General features: G+C 70.2%; 13 protein-coding genes. 9 read left to right on the top strand and 4 right to left on the bottom strand.

Annotation, left to right across the window (positions count from 1 at the left end; genetic code table 11):
• Positions 1–144: 144 nt before the first annotated feature.
• From lysX to OP86_RS34090, 7 genes are all read left to right on the top strand, one after another.
• Entirely contained in the window at positions 145–1,701 is a 1,557-nt protein-coding gene (gene lysX / locus OP86_RS29505; protein WP_418952624.1) for a bifunctional lysylphosphatidylglycerol synthetase/lysine--tRNA ligase LysX, read from the top strand.
• 304 nt (positions 1,702–2,005) lie between these two features.
• Complete coding sequence (locus OP86_RS29495; RefSeq protein WP_051830950.1) at positions 2,006–2,443, top strand: BlaI/MecI/CopY family transcriptional regulator; 438 nt, start codon at positions 2,006–2,008, stop codon at positions 2,441–2,443.
• Between the two features lie 10 nt (positions 2,444–2,453).
• Positions 2,454–2,990 carry an amino-acid N-acetyltransferase gene (locus tag OP86_RS29490; RefSeq protein WP_030056153.1) on the top strand — a complete coding sequence of 179 codons (537 nt, stop codon included), beginning with the start codon at positions 2,454–2,456 and terminating at the stop codon, positions 2,988–2,990.
• A gap of 91 nt (positions 2,991–3,081) precedes the next feature.
• A complete protein-coding gene (locus OP86_RS29485; RefSeq protein WP_030056154.1) occupies positions 3,082–3,432 on the top strand; it encodes a histone-like nucleoid-structuring protein Lsr2 in 351 nt (116 codons plus the stop codon).
• A gap of 657 nt (positions 3,433–4,089) precedes the next feature.
• The gene (locus OP86_RS29480) at positions 4,090–6,615 is read left to right on the top strand and encodes an ATP-dependent Clp protease ATP-binding subunit (RefSeq protein WP_030056155.1); all 2,526 of its coding nucleotides are present in this window, start codon (positions 4,090–4,092) and stop codon (positions 6,613–6,615) included.
• 343 nt (positions 6,616–6,958) lie between these two features.
• Positions 6,959–9,310: an immune inhibitor A domain-containing protein gene (locus tag OP86_RS29475; RefSeq protein ID WP_051830948.1), complete on the top strand. Its 2,352-nt coding sequence runs from the start codon at positions 6,959–6,961 to the stop codon at positions 9,308–9,310.
• 401 nt (positions 9,311–9,711) lie between these two features.
• Positions 9,712–10,644: a M23 family metallopeptidase gene (locus tag OP86_RS34090; RefSeq protein WP_051830946.1), complete on the top strand. Its 933-nt coding sequence runs from the start codon at positions 9,712–9,714 to the stop codon at positions 10,642–10,644.
• Between the two features lie 7 nt (positions 10,645–10,651).
• On the opposite strand, the gene OP86_RS36960 is transcribed toward OP86_RS34090, so the two are convergent.
• Positions 10,652–11,299, bottom strand: coding sequence for a TetR/AcrR family transcriptional regulator (locus OP86_RS36960; RefSeq protein WP_051830944.1), 648 nt, complete (start codon positions 11,297–11,299; stop codon positions 10,652–10,654).
• 223 nt (positions 11,300–11,522) lie between these two features.
• Between OP86_RS36960 and OP86_RS29460 the strand changes: the two genes are divergently transcribed.
• Positions 11,523–13,118: an MDR family MFS transporter gene (locus tag OP86_RS29460; protein WP_030056160.1), complete on the top strand. Its 1,596-nt coding sequence runs from the start codon at positions 11,523–11,525 to the stop codon at positions 13,116–13,118.
• A gap of 78 nt (positions 13,119–13,196) precedes the next feature.
• Here OP86_RS29460 and OP86_RS29455 read toward each other — a convergent pair whose 3' ends face one another.
• Positions 13,197–14,072, bottom strand: coding sequence for an HhH-GPD family protein (locus tag OP86_RS29455; protein ID WP_030056161.1), 876 nt, complete (start codon positions 14,070–14,072; stop codon positions 13,197–13,199).
• 250 nt (positions 14,073–14,322) lie between these two features.
• On the opposite strand from OP86_RS29455, the gene OP86_RS29450 reads away from it, so the two are divergent.
• Positions 14,323–15,213 (top strand): hypothetical protein, encoded by an 891-nt coding sequence (locus tag OP86_RS29450; RefSeq protein WP_030056162.1) that lies wholly within the window; start codon positions 14,323–14,325, stop codon positions 15,211–15,213.
• A 195-nt stretch (positions 15,214–15,408) separates the two neighbouring features.
• Here the strand turns inward: OP86_RS29450 and disA are convergent, their stop codons facing one another.
• Positions 15,409–16,467, bottom strand: coding sequence for a DNA integrity scanning diadenylate cyclase DisA (gene disA / locus OP86_RS29445; protein ID WP_030056163.1), 1,059 nt, complete (start codon positions 16,465–16,467; stop codon positions 15,409–15,411).
• Between the two features lie 200 nt (positions 16,468–16,667).
• On the bottom strand, positions 16,668–18,215 hold the full coding sequence (gene radA, locus OP86_RS29440) for a DNA repair protein RadA (protein WP_030056164.1): 1,548 nt from the start codon (positions 18,213–18,215) through the stop codon (positions 16,668–16,670).
• Positions 18,216–18,445: the final 230 nt, after the last annotated feature.

Below are 18,445 nucleotides of genomic sequence, written 5' to 3'. Positions count from 1 at the left end.
CCCGCCGAGCAGTCCCCCGAGGACATCGAACTGGCCACCGGCACCGGCTGAGCCGACGCACCCGGGAGGGGAGGCCGTCACCGCGGCCTCCCCTCAGGCTTGTCCCGTCGCGGAGCACCACGTATGGCTGGCTACCCTTGTGGGGTGAGCGATCAGAGCCTTGTTTCCGCGACCGACGACCTTCCCGAGCAGATGCGCGTCCGGCGCGAGAAGCTGGACCGCCTCCGGGCGGCCGGTGTCGACCCGTACCCGGTCGGATTCCCCCGGACCACCACCATCGCCGACCTGCGCGCCAAGCACCCGGACCTGGAGCCGGACACGGCGACCGGCGAGCGGGCCGGCATCACCGGCCGGGTGATCCTCTCCCGCACCGGCGGCAAGCTCTGCTTCGCCACCCTGCGCGACGGCACCGGCGACCTTCAGGTGATGTTCTCCCTGGACAAGCTGGGCCCGGAGCGCCTGGCCGCCTGGAAGTCCGACATCGACCTCGGCGACCAGGTCGGCGTCGAGGGCGAGGTGATCACCTCCAAGCGCGGCGAGCTGTCCGTGATGGTGGACCGCTGGGAGCTCACCGCCAAGTGCCTGCGCCCGCTGCCGGACAAGCACAAGGGCCTGACCGACCCGGAGGCCCGGGTCCGCCAGCGCTACGTGGACCTGATCGTCAACCCCGAGGCCCGCGAGATCCTGCACCTGCGCAGCCGCGTGGTCCGCTCGATCCGCCGCACCTACGAGGACCGCGGCTACATCGAGGTCGAGACCCCGATGCTGCAGCCGGTGCACGGCGGCGCCAACGCGCGTCCGTTCAAGACGCACATCAACGCGTACGACATCGACCTCTACATGCGCATCGCCCCCGAGCTGTACCTCAAGCGGCTGGTGGTCGGCGGCGCCGAGAAGGTCTTCGAGATCAACCGCAACTTCCGCAACGAGGGCGCGGACTCCACCCACAACCCCGAGTTCACCTCGCTGGAGTCGTACGAGGCCTACGGCGACTACGACACCCAGGCCGAGCTGATCCGCGAGACGATCGTCAACGCGGCCCGGGACGCGCTGGGCACCACGGTGATCAAGGGCGTGGACGCGCACGGCGTCGAGCACGAGATCGACCTGGCCGAGCCGTGGGAGGAGGTCAGCGTCTACCCGGGCATCTCCGCCCACCTGGGCGTCGAGGTCACCCCGGAGACCGGTGTCGAGGAGCTGCGCAAGCTGGCCTTCGACCACAACATCCCGTTCGAGAAGTCCTGGGGCCACGGCCAGATCGTGCTGGAGATGGTCGAGCGCCTGCTGGAGGAGAACGCCGTCCGGCCGACCTTCATCAAGGACTACCCGACCGAGGTCTCCCCGCTGACCCGCGAGCACCGCTCGATCCCGGGCGTGGCCGAGAAGTGGGACCTGGTGATCTTCGGCACCGAGATCGGCACCGCCTACTCCGAGCTGGTCGACCCGGTCGAGCAGCGCGCCCGCCTCACCGCCCAGTCCCTGCTGGCGGCCGGCGGCGACGTCGAGGCGATGCAGGTGGACGAGGACTTCCTGCGCGCCCTGGAGTACGCGATGCCCCCGACCGGTGGCCTCGGCCTCGGCGTGGACCGCCTGATCATGCTGCTGACCGGCAAGAACATCCGGGAGACGGTGCTCTTCCCGCTGGTGAAGCCGGAGCCGAAGGCTTCCGCCCCGACGGCGGAGAAGACCGAGGAGGAGTGACCTGATGGACTACGTCAGCGCGATCGTGCCGCCGCTGGTCATGGCGATCGGTTTCGGGTTCCTGGTGCGGGCCATCGTCCGCAGCCAGGGCGGGAACCAGAAGGCCAAGGAAGACTTCGACTGATTGCCCCGGGGCTCCGGACGGTCCCGGACCCCGGACGACCCGCGAGCGGACCCGCGACTGACGCCGTCAGCCGCCCCGAACGACCGGCGCGCCGCCATTCCCGATTCCCCGGGGTGGCGGCGCGCCGGTTTGGCGTACTTCACAAGATTTGCCCCATTCACTCCCTATCCTGGCCGCACTATGGTCCGGCAACTCGGCGAACTTGAGAACGCCATCATGACCCGGGTGTGGCAGTGGAACCGACCGGTCACGGTTCGCGAGGTTCTCCTGGATCTGCAGTCGGAACGCGAAATCGCGTACACCACGGTGATGACCGTCCTGGACAAGCTCCACAGAAAGGGCTGGCTGCGCCGCGAGCGGGCCGGCCGGGCCTATCGATATGAACCGGTCTCCTCGCGCGAGGCGTACACGGCGGCTCTGATGAACGACGCCTGGGCCACCAGTGACAATCCGGCGGCGGCCCTGGTGCACTTCTTCGGCCTGATGTCGCCCGAGCAACGCGAGGCACTCCGGGACGCCTTGCGGGTGGCCGCTCTGTTCCCGCCCGATCCGCCGGGCGCGGATTCCGCGGCGGAAGGACCGGATACCGGGGAGACCGGGCCGGGGCCGACACGATAACGTCCCCGGCATGGAGGTCACCATCCGCCGCGCACGGACCACGGACGTGCGGGCAGTACGCGGGCTCATCGACGCCTACTCGCGCGAGGGCATTCTGCTGGACAAGCCCACAGTCACACTGTTCGAATCCGTCCAGGAGTTCTGGGTCGCGGAACGCGACGACAACGGCGCGGTGGTGGCCTGCGGCGCCCTGCACGTGATGTGGGAGGACCTCGCCGAGGTCCGGACGCTCGCGGTGGATCCGGTCTGCCGGGGCCACGGGATCGGACACCTGCTGTTGGAGAAGCTCGTGCAGACCGCACGCTGGCTCGGCGTCCGTCGGATTTTCTGCTTGACGTTCGAGGTCCCGTTCTTCGCGAAACACGGTTTCGTCGAGATCGGGGAGCTCCAGGAAACCGATGATGGTACGACAGACCCGGCGGCGATCGCTACGGACGTCTATGAAGAACTCCTCCGCTCGTACGATGAAGGCGTCGCAGAGTTCCTTGACCTGGAGCGGGTGAAGCCCAACACGCTCGGCAACTCACGCATGCTGCTGCACCTCTGAGCGGCTCCGCCGGGGTCAAGGGTTTGTGTTTTCCGGAGAAAGGCGCTTTCCTTTCCTTAGGCAATGGGTCGTTTAGCGGAAAGGGAAGCCCGTGGCACAGAGGGTGCAGGTCATTCTTGAAGACGATCTCGACGGCGGTTCGGCGGACGAGACGGTGACGTTCGCGCTCGACGGCGTTGCCTACGAGATCGACCTGAAGAGCGCCAACGCGGACAAGCTCCGCGGTCTGCTGGCGCCGTACGTGGAGAAGGGCCGCAAGCAGAGCGGCCGGCTCGCCGGTCCCCGCCGCCCGGGCCGCGGCACGGCCCAGCGCCCCTCCGGCAGCGCGCCGGACACCGCCAAGGTCCGCGCGTGGGCCAAGGAGCAGGGCATGGAGGTCAACGACCGCGGCCGCGTGCCGAGCACGGTCCGCGAGGCCTACGACAAGGCCAACGCGTCCTGATCCCGGCACCGCCGGCACGCCGGAGCGGTTGCGGGGCCCCGGCGGCCGTGCACGGCGCCGACGACACACGCGCGGGGCGCGGAGGAGTCTCCTCCGCGCCCCGCGGCGCGCACCCGGCCGGCCTCGGCGCCACCGGTACCGGTGCCGGGGAATGTCCGGGGCCCGGGCTCGGGCGGCGGAACAATCACGAGCTGTGCAACGCTGTAGGAGCGAAGCGGTAACGCGGACACCCCCGGGACGGCGTACCGACCGGTCCGGCCGCCGTTGAACCACCGTCACCGCGGCCCGACTTCTCGCCAGGCGAACACCGCCACCGCGGAAACTGCGCGAGAACCGCCCCGATACCGGGTATGAATGCAGGTGGACGGGTTCTTGACCCGTCCAGGGGCAGTATGTGCGACCGGCCGCAGAGGGTCCGGCTGCGCCCCGGCGGCGCTTGTTCGCCGATGGCGTAGCGGATTCCGGTGCATCGGGCCCACCTGTGGGAACACCGATTCCCAGCATCAGGTTGGGATTGGTGTCGGCTGGTCGCGCAGCATCTCGCTCCCGTACCGGGGAGTGAATCCGTGGGCCGCGCCGCTGAGCGGGACTAGCATGCGGAAGGACAGGGCGGGGACGGACCCCGAACTGCCCGACCGCTCTGAGGAGCGATAAACGATGTTCGAGAGGTTCACCGACCGCGCGCGGCGGGTTGTCGTCCTGGCTCAGGAAGAAGCCCGGATGCTCAACCACAACTACATCGGCACCGAGCACATCCTCCTGGGTCTGATCCACGAGGGCGAGGGCGTCGCCGCCAAGGCCCTGGAGAGCCTCGGGATTTCCCTTGAGGCCGTGCGCCAGCAGGTCGAGGAGATCATCGGCCAGGGCCAGCAGGCCCCGTCCGGTCACATTCCCTTCACCCCCCGGGCGAAGAAGGTCCTGGAGCTGTCGCTCCGGGAGGCCCTGCAGCTCGGCCACAACTACATCGGCACCGAGCACATCCTGCTCGGCCTGATCCGCGAGGGCGAGGGCGAGGGCGTCGCCGCCCAGGTCCTGGTCAAGCTGGGTGCCGACCTCAACCGGGTGCGCCAGCAGGTCATCCAGCTGCTCTCCGGCTACCAGACCGGCGGCGGCAAGGAGTCGGCCACGGCCGGCGGGCCCGCCGAGGGCACCCCGTCGACCTCGCTGGTCCTCGACCAGTTCGGCCGCAACCTGACCCAGGCCGCCCGCGAGGCCAAGCTCGACCCGGTCATCGGGCGCGAGAAGGAGATCGAGCGGGTCATGCAGGTGCTGTCCCGCCGCACCAAGAACAACCCGGTGCTGATCGGTGAGCCCGGCGTCGGCAAGACCGCCGTGGTCGAGGGCCTGGCGCAGGCGATCGTCAAGGGCGAGGTCCCGGAGACGCTCAAGGACAAGCAGCTCTACACGCTGGACCTGGGCGCCCTGGTGGCCGGTTCGCGCTACCGCGGTGACTTCGAGGAGCGCCTGAAGAAGGTGCTCAAGGAGATCCGCACCCGCGGCGACATCATCCTGTTCATCGACGAGCTGCACACCCTGGTCGGCGCGGGCGCCGCCGAGGGCGCCATCGACGCCGCCAGCATCCTCAAGCCGATGCTGGCCCGCGGCGAGCTGCAGACCATCGGTGCCACCACCCTGGACGAGTACCGCAAGCACCTGGAGAAGGACGCCGCGCTGGAGCGCCGCTTCCAGCCGATCCAGGTCGCGGAGCCCTCGCTGCCGCACACCATCGAGATCCTCAAGGGTCTGCGCGACCGCTACGAGGCCCACCACCGGGTCTCCATCACGGACGCCGCCCTGGTCGCCGCCGCCACCCTGGCCGACCGGTACATCTCGGACCGCTTCCTGCCGGACAAGGCGATCGACCTGATCGACGAGGCCGGCTCGCGAATGCGCATCCGCCGGATGACCGCGCCGCCGGACCTGCGCGAGTTCGACGAGAAGATCGCCGACGTGCGCCGCGAGAAGGAGAGCGCGATCGACGCGCAGGACTTCGAGAAGGCCGCGTCCCTGCGCGACGACGAGAAGCAGCTCCTCCAGGCCAAGGCCAAGCGCGAGAAGGAGTGGAAGGCCGGCGACATGGACGTCGTCGCGGAGGTCAACGAGGAGCTCATCGCCGAGGTCCTGGCCACCGCCACCGGCATCCCGGTCTTCAAGCTGACCGAGGAGGAGACCTCGCGCCTGCTGCGCATGGAGGACGAGCTGCACAAGCGCGTCATCGGTCAGAAGGACGCCATCAAGGCGCTCTCCCAGGCCATCCGGCGCACCCGTGCGGGCCTCAAGGACCCGAAGCGCCCCGGCGGTTCGTTCATCTTCGCCGGCCCGTCCGGTGTCGGTAAGACCGAACTGTCCAAGACGCTGGCGGAGTTCCTCTTCGGCGACGAGGACGCGCTGATCGCGCTCGACATGTCCGAGTTCTCCGAGAAGCACACCGTCTCCCGGCTGTTCGGCTCCCCGCCCGGCTACGTGGGCTACGAGGAGGGCGGCCAGCTGACCGAGAAGGTCCGCCGCAAGCCGTTCTCGGTCGTCCTCTTCGACGAGGTCGAGAAGGCCCACCCGGACATCTTCAACTCGCTGCTGCAGATCCTGGAGGACGGTCGCCTGACCGACTCCCAGGGCCGCGTGGTCGACTTCAAGAACACCGTCATCATCATGACGACCAACCTCGGCACCCGGGACATCTCCAAGGGCTTCAACCTGGGCTTCGCGGCCACGGGTGACACCCAGACCGGGTACGAGCGGATGAAGGCGAAGGTCGGCGAGGAGCTCAAGCAGCACTTCCGCCCCGAGTTCCTGAACCGCGTCGACGACATCGTGGTGTTCCACCAGCTGTCCGAGGACGACATCATCCAGATCGTCGACCTCATGATCGCCAAGGTGGACGAGCGGCTCAAGGACAAGGACATGGGCCTGGAGCTCAGCGTCGAGGCCAAGAAGCTGCTGGCCAAGCGCGGCTACGACCCGATCCTGGGTGCCCGTCCGCTGCGCCGCACCATCCAGCGCGAGATCGAGGACCACCTCTCCGAGAAGATCCTCTTCGGCGAGCTGCGGGCCGGCCACATCGTCGTCGTCGACGTCGACGGTGAGGGCAAGGAGGCCAAGTTCACCTTCCGCGGCGAGGAGAAGACGGCCGTCGCGGACACCCCGGCCGCGGTCGCCTCGTCCGGTCCGGACCTGACGAAGTAGCCCAACTTTTAACAGACAACTTCACAGCAACCGAGCCCCCGGCGTTCACGCCGGGGGCTCGTTGCGTTCCGGCCCGTCGGCACCGGTCCCGGTACGAACCGAGAGGGGCTGCTCCCGCGCTGGCTGGTGCGGGTGCGCTCCTTTTCTCAGTGAGGTTTAACGAAGATACGGTTGACAGCTGGTCAGCTGATGGGGAGTCGCGGAGCATAGCGCCGTGGCCATGTCATGGTCAAGGTCTATCTTTTTTGTGCACGCTTGTATCAAATGACGTCCACCTGTCTTTCATTTTGGTTTGCCGGGCTTTGGCCAAGAGCTGGCCCGGGTCGGGGAGGACGTCACAACGTTGAAGAACACCAGGAGAACCGCTGCAGCCGCCACTGCCGCAGCGGTCATAGTCACGCTCGGCGCGGGCCTGTTCCCGAGCACCGCCGTCGCGGCCGGCTCGGCCCCCGCGCCGAAGGACCCGGCTGAGGCCGTCCAGAACACCGAGCACAACATTCCGGGCCCGCTGACCGCGAAGGTGGAGGCCGAGCAGAAGGCCGCCACCGACCAGCTGCTCGCCGGCACCGCCGAGGTCGAGCAGCACAACGGCAGCACCAGCGTGAAGTTGGGCAAGGACAAGTACGTGGAGCTCGCCCGCGAGCGCACGGACAAGGTCTTCACCATCCTGGTCGACTTCGGCGACCAGGTGGACAACACCACCAAGACGCCGGACGGCAAGGTCAAGTACGGCGGCGAGGCCGGTCCGAAGCACAACGAGATCGCGCAGCCGGACCCTGCCACCAACAACTCGACCGCCTGGCAGGCCGACTACAACCAGCAGCACTACCAGGACCTGTACTTCAGCAAGGACAAGCCCTCGCTGAAGACCTACTACGAGAAGCAGTCCTCGGGCCGCTACTCGGTCGACGGCGTGGTCCAGGACTGGGTCCGGGTGCCGTGGAACGAGGCCCGTTACGGCTCCGACTACTGCGGCTCCAACGTCTGCGCCAGCGCCCAGGACCTGATCCGCGACGCCGTGGACATCTGGTACAAGGACCAGCTGGCCAAGGGTCAGACCGAGGCGCAGATCAAGGCGACCCTGGCCCAGTACGACAAGTGGGACCGCTACGGCTCGCACCACGACGGGAACTTCAACCAGCCCGACGGGTACATCGACCACTTCCAGATCGTGCACGCCGGTGAGGACAAGTCGGCCGGTGGCGGCAAGCAGGGCACCAAGGCCCTGTGGGCGCACCGCTCGTACGTCTACGGCAACCTGAACGGCACGGCCGGCCCCGACGGCAACAAGCTCGGCGGCGTCCAGGTCGGCAACTCCGGCCTCTGGATCGGCGACTACACGATGCAGCCGGAGAACGGCGGCCTCGGCGTCTTCGCCCACGAGTTCGGCCACGACCTCGGTCTGCCGGACCTCTACGACACCGCCGGCGGCGGCAAGGGCATCGACAACTCGGTCGGCTTCTGGTCGATCATGTCCTCCGGCTCCTGGCTCGGCGAGGGCAAGAACAGCATCGGCGACATGCCGAACGACTTCGATGCCTGGAGCAAGTTCAAGCTCGGCTGGCTGAACGCCGACCGCGCCAAGGCCGGCACCGAGTCGACCCACCACATCGGCCCGGCGGAGTACAACAGCAAGCTGCCGCAGGCCCTGATCGTCGACCTGCCGAAGAAGAGCATCACCACCGAGATCAACAAGCCCTTCGCGGGCACCGGTGAGTGGTGGAGCGGCAGCGCCGACAACCTGAACGTCACGCTCACCCGTGACATCGACCTGACCGGCAAGACCAAGGCCAGCATCAACGCCAAGGCCTGGTACGAGCTGGAGCAGGACTTCGACTACGCCTTCGGCGAGGTCTCCACCGACGGTGGCAAGACCTGGACCGTCGTGGACGGCACCTGGAACGGCGCCCCGCTGCCCAAGGAGAACGGCCGCCCGGCCGTGAACGGCCAGCTCGCCACCTGGGGCGACCTGTCGTTCAACCTGGACGCCTACGCCGGCCAGAAGATCCAGTTCCGCTACCACAACACCACCGACGGCGGCCTGCACTTCCGCGGCCTGACGCTGGACAACATCGCGGTGGTCGCCGACGGCGCCACCCTGTTCAGCGACGACGTCGAGAAGGGTGACAACGGCTGGGTCGCGAACGGCTTCTCCCGCTTCGGCGGCTCGTACACCAAGGACTACGCGCAGTACTACATCGCGGAGAACCGGCAGTACGTGTCCTTCGACCAGACGCTGAAGACCGGCCCGTACAACTTCGGCTTCGCCGACAAGCCGGGCTGGGTCGAGCACTACTCGTACCAGCCCGGTCTGCTGATCTGGTACTGGGACGAGTCGCAGACCGACAACAACGTCAGCGCCCACCCGGGCCAGGGTCTGATCCTGCCGATCGACTCGCACCCGGCCCCGCTGAAGTGGTCCGACGGCACCCTGATGCGTCCGCGCATCAACGGCTCCGACTCGACCTTCGGTTCGCGTCGTGTCCCCGCGCTGACCCTGCACAAGGCCGGCGTCGAGACCGTCATCCCGAAGTCCAAGGGCGTCGACGAGTTCTCGGACCTGAAGGACTACTGGACCAAGGACAACCCGTACAGCAGCGTCCAGGTCCCGAAGACCGGCACCAGCATCGAGGTCGAGAACGAGTCCTCGAACTACCTGGAGACCTGGATCCGGGTCCGCCCGGTCGACAACTGATCGCACCGGCAGTAGCGATCGGCCTGTGACCAGGCAGCTCTGAACGACTCCACGTCCGGCCCGTCCCCGCACCGCGCGGGGGCGGGCCGAACGCTTTTCGGTGCCCGGCAAACCTCCGTCACGCGTGGTGCCGGTCACAGGCCGGCGGCGCGGTACGACCGGCGGTAGTAGCGGGGCCGAGGGAGGCGCGGGCCGTCCCGACGCGGGCGTGGACGATCGGATCTCGTGATCGTTACTCCGTCGGGTTGAATCTCCCGCGCCACGCTGACTACACGCCGTAGTACGTCACCGCGTTTGGGACTCCGCTCGGTGACGGTTACACCTGAGTGGTCCCCCGCTCAGCACGCGCCCGAACGGGTCCTTCGTGCTGCCCTCGTCCGACCCGTGAGGTACGGCTACCGATGTCCGACGTCCCGTCCCTGGGGCCGGCCCTGCGCCGGCTCGCCGCCCGCACGGCGGCCCAGGCGGCAGCCTGGCAGCCCCGGCTCGGCCACGCCGTCCGCACCCATGCCGCGCCGCTGCGCTCGCTCGCCACGCCCCGGCACACCACGCTGCCGGGCAGCCGCCAGCGCTCCGAGCACGACCACGCACTGGTCTCGGTCGGGGCCGCCGCGGCACTGCTCGCCGGCGTCCTGCTGGCGGCCACGCCCAGCAGCGCCGCGGCCCAGACCATCCTGCCCACCACCCCGGGCAGCTCGGCCTTCACCGCCCCGCGGGCCGAGGTGCCCAACCCGGGCCTGGTCCAGGTGGCCGGGCCCAGCCCGTACAAGCTGCCCGAGGACGGCGAATCGGCCCAGCAGTTCGTGGCGGTGGCGGCCAACCTGCTGCCGCTCGAACCGCCCGCCCCGGCCCCGGCCGCGGCCCCGGCTGCGGAGCCGGAGCCGGCCGCGGAGCCGGCGCCCGAAGCGGAACCCGCGCCCGCGCCCGAGTGGTCGGCGCCGGTGCCGGACGCACCGACCAGCAATCCGTACGGGGTGGCCAACCGCGGCTACGCGGCGGGCTACCACACCGGGGTGGACTTCGCGATCTCCCCTGGCACGCCGCTGCTGGCGGTCGGCAACGCGACCGTGGTCTCGGCCGCCTGGGACGGCGCGTACGGCAAGGAGGTCGTGCTGCGGCTCGCGGACGGGCACTTCGCGCAGTACGCGCACATGTCCTCGCTCGCGGTCTCGCCGGGCCAGCAGGTCGCGGCGGGCCAGCGGATCGGGCTGTCCGGGAGCACCGGCCACTCGACCGGGCCGCACCTGCACTTCGAGATCCGCACCAGCAACCGCTACGGCGCGGTGGTCGACCCGATCGCGTACCTCGCCGGACACGGCGTCACGGACTTCTGACCGCCCCTCACAGGCGGTCGGGGGCCGGTGCGGACGACCCCGGGTGGGTGATCCGGCCGCCGATCTCCAGTGCGACCGTCCGGGCGGCCTCCAGCGCCTCGTCCAGCTCGGCCACGGGCAGCTTCTCGCCCCACACGTTCTCGGAGCGGTCGCCGTCCTTGTTGTCCTGCTGGAGCAGGAACATCGACGAGTGGATGGTGAACAGCGTCATCGCGGCGCGCAGCCGGTCCTGGAAACTCGCCTCCGGCCCGTGCACCAGCTGCATCATGGTGATGATCCGCTCCCGGAAGGCGAGCCCGGCCGGGGACTCGCGCAGGGCGGGCTGGTTCTCGTGGAAGAAGCGCAGCAGCGGGGCCCGCTCGGCCATCCCGTCCGCGAAGCGGCGGATCAGCTCGTCCCGCATCTGCGGGCTCCAGTCCTGCTCGCGACCCCACGCGATGGTCTCGTCGATCGGCGCGGCCATCCGCTCGACGATGCCCAGGACGATGTCGTCCTTGGTCTTGAAGTGGTAGTACAGCGCCGCCTTGGTCACGCCCAGGCGGTCGGCGATCTCGCGCAGTGAGGTCTGCTCGTAGCCCTGCTCGGAGAAGAGCTCCAGCGACACCTCGATGATGCGCGCCCGGGTGTCGCTGCGGGGGCTGTTCGGAGTGCCCATGGCCTGCCTCATGACTGCGTCGGTGACTGCTGCGGACTCCCGGTGGTGTCCGCCCCGGGCAACATTCTCCCTGCCCGGGTGGCCGCTCGGAAAACTGGCTTGACGACCGGCTAGGAAACAACTTACCGTGCCGACGATCGATAAACTAGCCGGGCGACAAGTAAGTGAGCCGCCGCACGGCCCGACGCTCCGTCCGAACCACCCCTCCGGGAGACCCCACCTCATGTCACAGTCCAAGACCGCCGGCCCGGTACCGGAGGACAAGACGGCCGAGGAGGAACAGCCGCGGTCACCCCGCGAGATCCGCCTCGTGATGATCGGCCTGGTCGTCACCATGCTGCTGGCCATGCTCGACAACCTGATCGTCGGCACCGCGATGCCGACCATCGTCGGCGACCTGGGCGGCGCCGAGCACCTGTCCTGGGTGGTCACCGCCTACACCCTGGCCACCGCCGCCTCCACCCCGATCTGGGGCAAGCTCGGCGACATGTACGGCCGCAAGGGCACCTTCCTCACCTCGATCGTGATCTTCCTGGTGGGCTCGGCGCTGTCCGGCCTGTCGCAGAACATGAACGAGCTGATCGGCTTCCGCGCCGTCCAGGGCCTGGGCGCCGGCGGTCTGATGGTCGGTGTCATGTCGATCATGGGCGCGCTGGTCCCGCCGCGCGACCGCGGCAAGTACCAGGGCATGTTCGCCGCGGTGATGGCCCTCGCCACCATCGGCGGCCCGCTGGTCGGCGGCTTCATCACCGACCACCTGAGCTGGCACTGGACCTTCTACATCAACCTGCCGCTCGGCGTGGTCGCGCTCGCCGTGGTCATCGCCACGCTGAAGCTGCCGAAGGTCCGCAGCACCGCCAAGATCGACTACCTGGGCGCCGTCCTGCTCACCGTCGGCATCACCTCGCTCGTGCTGATCACCACCTGGGGCGGCCAGCAGTACGCCTGGGGCTCCAAGGAGATCCTCGGCCTGGCCGCGCTCGCCGCCGCCTCGCTGATCGCCTTCGGCTACGTGGAGCAGCGGGTCGAGGAGCCGATGCTCCCGCTGAGCCTGTTCAGGAACCTGAACTTCACCCTGGTCTCGATCATCGGCTTCATCGTCGGCTTCGTGATGTTCGGCTCGACCGTCTTCCTGCCGCTCTACCAGCAGATCGTCCAGGGCGCCTCGGCGACCAACTCCGGCCTGCTGCTGATGCCGATGATGTTCGGCATGCTGGTCGTCTCGCTGGTGGTCGGCCAGGCCGTCACCAAGACCGGCAAGTACCGGATCTTCCCGATCGTCGGCACCATCGTGATGACCGGCGGCCTGATCCTGCTCTCCACCATGGGCACCGAGACCAGCAGCTTCACCTCGGCCTGCTGGATGGTCGTGCTCGGCGCCGGCATGGGCTTCCTGATGCAGATCACCATGCTGGTCGCGCAGAACAGCGTCGAACTCAAGGACATGGGCGTGGCCAGCTCCACCGCCACCCTGTTCCGCACCATCGGCGGCTCCTTCGGTGTCGCGCTGTTCGGCGCGCTGTTCAACAACCGGGTGACCGACACCATGAAGGAGAAGCTCGGCGAGCAGGCCGCCTCGGGCGGCGGGGTCAAGGACCCGGGCCAGATGAGCCCGGCCGCCCTGCGCCAGCTGCCCGCGAACATCCAGGACGCCTACCACCACGCGGTGTCCAACGGCATGCACACCGTCTTCCTGTGGGGCGCCGGGGTGGCCGTGGTCGCCATCGCCGCCGCGGTGTTCCTGCGCGAGGTGCCGCTGCGCGGGGCCGGCAAGGGCGAGAAGCCGGCCGAGGCCTCGCTGGAGGCGGCTGCCGTCTGACGGCCCCGCCCCGTACGACCGCGGCGCCCCCGGAGGCTTCGAGCCTTCCGGGGGCGCCGTTCTGTTGCTCACCGCCGCCTACTGGGGCAGCCGGTAGACGCCCTGTTCGACCGGCTCGACCAGGCCGTCCGCCACCAGGCCGTCCAGGGCCCGGGCCCGCTGCACCGCGTCCGGCCAGACCGCGTCCAGCCGGGCCTGCCCGACCTCGCCGTGCGCCTCGCGCAGCACCGCGAGCAGCTTGCCGCGCACCTGGCGGTCCGTCCCCTCGTAGGACTGGCCGCGCCGGGCCGGGCCCTCGTACGGCGGGCGGCCGGCCCGCTGCCAGGCGCAGCCGGCGAACAGCGGGCAGTCCCCGCACTCCGGGCCGCGCGCGGTGCAGACCAGCGCGCCCAGCTCCATCACGCCGACCGCCCAGGTGGCGGCCGTCTCGGCGTCGTCGGGCAGCAGGGCGGTGGCGGTGCGGCGCTCGGCGGCGGTGGTGGCCTGGGCCGGGTACTCGACGCCGGTCACCGCGCGGGCGAACACCCGGCGGACGTTGGTGTCCAGCACCACGTGGCGCTGGCGGAAGGCGAAGGACGCGACGGCGGCGGCGGTGTACTCCCCCACCCCGGGCAGCGAGAGCAGCGTGGCGTGGTCGTCCGGGACCTGGCCGCCGTGCTCCTCGGTGATCGCCACGGCGGCCGCGTGCAACCGCAGCGCGCGGCGCGGGTAGCCCAGCCGGCCCCACATCCGGACCGCCTCGCCGGGCGCGTCGGCGGCGAGGTCGGCCGGGGTCGGCCAGCGGGTCAGCCAGGCCTCCCAGGCGGGCAGCACCCGCTTGACGGGGGTCTGCTGGAGCATGAACTCGCTCACCATGACGGCCCAGGGCGTCGCGTCGGGGCCCCGCCAGGGCAGGTCGCGCTTGCTCGCCTCGTACCAGTCCAGGACGGTCGAGTGGAACAGCGGCAGGGGCATCGGCAGCCGGGCGTCGTCGGTGACGGTGGTGGCGGCGGTGGCGGTGATGGCAGTCATGGCCCTTCGATCCTCCCACGCCCTCCGACCCGGCCGAAGTGGAGGAGAGTGCTCCGGATCCTTCGGGACATCTCCCGCAAATCAGCTTCCCGGGGCTCCCTCGAACGGATCAAATGGCGGATCATGTGAAGGAAGGGACGACTGTGCGGTGTTGGTGAGTCAATCGCCACACACAGTCTCGTAGAGTTTGGTCGTGCCCTCTCTGCGTCAACCCGTGGGACCGCTGCCGGCCTCGATCTACTGGCGTCGGCGCGTCGTCGTGCTCGCCGCCGTCGCGGCGGTCGTCGCCCTGATCGCCTGGCTGATGACCGATCAGGGCGGTGACGGCGGCTCACAGAGCAAAACCGCCCAGGCCGTTCCCACTCAGCCCCAGACCCCGGCCGAGGCCATCACGCCCGGCGCCTCGCCGAGCGGCCCCGCGGCGCGCCCCGGCGGCGGCAGCAGCGGCGGCAGCGGGAGCAACCCCGGTGGCGGTCCGGTGGCCGGCGGTGGCGGCACCGAGGTCAACCTCAGCGGTGGCACCGGCGCCAACCCGGCTCCCGCGGGCGGCGGGGCGGCGGGCGGCGGGGGCGGCGGCATCGGTGGCGGCGCGGCGGGCGGCACCGGCGGCGCCGGGAGCCCGGGCGGGTCGGGCGGCGGCGCTCCGGCGTTCAACACGCCCGAGGTCATGGCGCTTCCGGTCTGCGCCTCCTCGCAGGTCGCCCTGGAGCTGGCCGGCACCCAGAACTCGTACCAGCCCAAGGACAAGCCGAAGCTGGCCCTGACGGTCAAGAACTCCTCCGGCGCCAACTGCCGGGTGGACTTCGGCCGGGTCGCCTCCGCGATCACCGTGAGCGCCAGCAACGGCGACCGGGTCTGGTCCTCCGGCGACTGCCCGGCCGACAAGGGCAGCATCTGGGTGCAGCTGGCGGCCAACGGCAACCAGACCGAGACCTTCACCTGGGACCGCAGCCGCAGCAAGCCGCAGTGCGCCACCGCCGACCAGGCGCCGCCGGCCAACGGCACCTACGTGGTGCTCGCCGAGCTCACCGGGCTCTCCGGGGACAAGGTCTCGGCGCGGACCTCGATCCGACTGGACAGCTGAGGCCCGGTCAACTCGCCGAGGAGCCCCCGACCGCCCGCATGGTGGCCGGGGGCTCCGGCGTTTCGGCTCCGGTGTTTTCGGCCCCGGCTCATCGGGGTACAGCGGTGCGGGATCCGGCGGTGCGGGACCGGGCGGAACGTGGGACGGCCCCCGGGGAGTGTCTCCCCGGGGGCCGTCCGCGCGTCTGCCGTCCGGTCAGACGTAGCGCTCCAGAATGGACGATTCGGCAAGGCGGGACAGGCCCTCGCGGACCGAGCGGGCACGGGTCTCGCCGACGCCCTCGACCGTCTGCAGGTCGTCGATGCTGGCGGCGAGCAGCTTCTGCAGGCCACCGAAGTGCTCGACCAGGCGCTCTATCACCGTGTTGGGCAGGCGCGGGATCTTCGCCAGCAGGCGGTAGCCACGCGGCGAGACGGCGGAGTCCAGCGACTCCGGCGTGCCCGAGTAGCCGAGCGCCTTGGCGACGGTCTGCAGGTCCAGCAGCTCGGCGTGGGTGAGCGCCTCCAGGTCGGCCAGCACCTCGGTGACCGTCCGGCCCTTCTTGGCGGCCCGCTCCGGGAAGTAGTCCCGGGCGACCAGTTCGCGCTCCGGTTCCACACCCGCGATCAGCTCGTCCAGCTGCAGCGAGAGCAGGCGGCCGTCGATGCCGAGCTCCAGCACGTAGCCGGCGATCTCGGTGGCGATCAGCCGGACCATCTCCAGGCGCTGGGCCACGGCGGTGACGTCCCGGACCGTCACCAGGTCCTCGATCTCCAACGCGGAGAGCGTGCCCGCCACCTCGTCCAGGCGCAGCTTGTAGCGCTCCAGGGTGGCCAGCGCCTGGTTGGCGCGGGACAGCACGGTGGTGGAGTCCTCCAGGACCCGGCGGGTGCCGTTGACGTACATCGCGATCAGCCGCATCGAGTGCGAGACCGCGACCACCGGGTAGCCGGTCTGCCGGTTGACCCGCTCGGCGGTGCGGTGGCGGGTGCCGGTCTCGTCGGTGGGGATGGTCGAGTCCGGCATCAGGTGCACGCCGGCCCGGACGATCTTGGTGATGTCCTTGTCGAGCACCACCGCGCCGTCGAGCTTGCACAGCTCGCGCAGCCGGGTGGCGGTGAACTCGACGTCCAGGACGAAACCGCCGGTACAGAGGGACTCGACGGTCTTGTCGAAGCCCAGCACGATCAGGCCACCGGTGTTGGCCCGCAGGACCCGCTCCAGGCCGTCACGCAACGCCGTGCCGGGCGCGATGGCGGTGAGGGAGGCCCGCAGCAGGGCCTCCTCACGGGAGGCCTTGTCCGCCCCCCGGTCGCTGGCTGCCACGTGACTCCTCCGGTCGACCCGTGCCGCGCGCCTCGCGCCGTGCGCCGGTCCGCGGTCTGTTGCTCTGTCGCTCAGTACCGCTCGGTACTGCCTACTGGCCAATGAGACTGGGGAAAGTCTAACTGCGTGCGGCTGCGGCAGGGCTTGGGTCAGCGCAGTTCGTCGGAGTCGAGCGGCTCCCAGCCGTCCATCAGCTCCTCCGGGTAGGCCGCGACCCGGGCGGAGCGGGGGGCCGGCGGTGCCGACGGAGCCTCACCACGGCGCTCGGTACGGACCTCGGAGCGGGCCTCGCCGCGGGCCTCGGAGCGTGGCTTGGCGGCGGCCCGGCGGCGGCCCGGGATGGCCCGCAGCGCCTCACCGATGTCGGCCACCTCGACCACCTTCATGCCCGACGGCACCTTGCCCGGGTCCGGCGGGACCAGGGCGTGGGTGAAGCCCAGCCGGTGCGCCTCGGCGAGCCGCCGCTGCACACCCGTCACCCGCCGTACCTCGCCCGCCAGACCGACCTCGCCGATCGCCACCAGGTTGCTGGGCAGCGGGGTGTCGGTGGAGGAACTGGCCACCGCGAGCGCGACCGCGAGGTCGGCGGACGGCTCGCTCAGCTTCACCCCGCCGACCGTCGCGGTGTAGATGTCCTGCTTGCCGAGCTTCACCCCGCCGTGCCGCTCGACCACGGCCAGGATCATCGCGATCCGGGGCGACTCCAGGCCCGAGGTGGTGCGGCGCGGCGAGGGGATCTGCGAATCCACCATCAGCGCCTGCACCTCGGCGACCAGCGGGCGCTTGCCCTCCAGGGTGACGGTGAGGCAGGTGCCGGGGACGGGCTTGTCACGCCTGGTCAGGAAGAGGCCGGACGGGTCGGCCAGGCCGACGATGCCCTCGTCGTGCAGCTCGAAGCAGCCCACCTCGTCGGTGGCGCCGTAGCGGTTCTTGACCCCGCGGATGAGGCGCAGCCGGGCGTGCCGGTCCCCCTCGAAGCTGAGCACCACGTCCACCAGGTGCTCCAGCAGGCGCGGGCCAGCGATCTGGCCGTCCTTGGTAACGTGGCCGACCAGCAGGGTGGCCATGCCGCGCTCCTTGGACGCCCGGATCAGCGCGGCCGCCACCTCGCGGACCTGGGCCGGGCCGCCGGGGGCGCCGTCCAGCTCGGCGGAGGCGATGGTCTGTACCGAGTCCAGGATCAGCAGGCCGGGGTTGACCGCCTCGATGTGCCCGAGCACGGCGCCGAGGTCGGACTCGGCGGCGAGGTAGAGGTGCTCGGACAGCGCGTTGATCCGGTCGGCGCGCAGCCGGACCTGGCCGGCCGACTCCTCGCCGGTGACGTAGAGCGTGCGGTGCTGCGCGGTGGCCGCCTTGGCCGCGACGTCCAGCAGCAGGGTGGACTTGCCGACGCCGGGCTCGCCGGCCAGCAGCACCACCGCACCGGGGACCAGCCCGCCGCCGAGCACTCGATCCAGCTCCGGCACGCCCGTCGAGCGGGCCGTCGCGACCTGGCCGTCCACCTGGGCGATCGGGCGGGCGGGCGCGCTGACCGGGCCGGCGGCCGTCGTCCGGATCGGCACGGCGCCGTACTCCTCGACCGTCCCCCAGGCGTTGCACTCCGGGCAGCGGCCGACCCACTTGGGCAGCTGGTTGCCGCACTCGGTGCAGCGGTACGCCGGGCGCGGCTTGGCGGTGGTCTTGGAACGCGGAGGCATGCGGCCCACGGTAGCGCCTGGGTCCGACAGCCGTGGTCCGCCACCGGGCTCGCCCGGCATCCACACAGATGGGCGATGTTGTTACCCGAAAGAAGTACATACGCGGCGAATGGCGGGGACGGGCAGGCCGGTGTCTCTACCGTCGGACGGGTGACAACGCGAACTGCGCGAACTGCGGGGCCGGTCGGGCCTGCGACTGTCTCTTATACACATCTCCGAGCCCACGAGAC

Source organism: Streptomyces novaecaesareae (genome assembly GCF_000716875.1).
GTDB classification, from domain to species: domain Bacteria; phylum Actinomycetota; class Actinomycetes; order Streptomycetales; family Streptomycetaceae; genus Kitasatospora; species Kitasatospora novaecaesareae.
The sequence above is the reverse complement of the archived record's forward strand: the minus strand, read 5'-3'. Positions and strand labels throughout refer to the sequence as shown.

Excerpts from the sequence above, each read along its gene's own strand:
- OP86_RS29495 (WP_051830950.1), top strand. The coding sequence starts at position 2,006 with ATGGTCCGGCAACTCGGCGAACTTGAGAACGCCATCATGACCCGGGTG.
- OP86_RS29490 (WP_030056153.1), top strand. The coding sequence starts at position 2,454 with ATGGAGGTCACCATCCGCCGCGCACGGACCACGGACGTGCGGGCAGTA.
- OP86_RS29460 (WP_030056160.1), top strand. The coding sequence starts at position 11,523 with ATGTCACAGTCCAAGACCGCCGGCCCGGTACCGGAGGACAAGACGGCC.
- OP86_RS36960 (WP_051830944.1), bottom strand. The coding sequence starts at position 11,299 with ATGGGCACTCCGAACAGCCCCCGCAGCGACACCCGGGCGCGCATCATC.
- OP86_RS29455 (WP_030056161.1), bottom strand. The coding sequence starts at position 14,072 with ATGCCCCTGCCGCTGTTCCACTCGACCGTCCTGGACTGGTACGAGGCG.
- OP86_RS34090 (WP_051830946.1), top strand. The coding sequence starts at position 9,712 with ATGTCCGACGTCCCGTCCCTGGGGCCGGCCCTGCGCCGGCTCGCCGCC.
- OP86_RS29480 (WP_030056155.1), top strand. The coding sequence starts at position 4,090 with ATGTTCGAGAGGTTCACCGACCGCGCGCGGCGGGTTGTCGTCCTGGCT.
- radA (WP_030056164.1), bottom strand. The coding sequence starts at position 18,215 with ATGCCTCCGCGTTCCAAGACCACCGCCAAGCCGCGCCCGGCGTACCGC.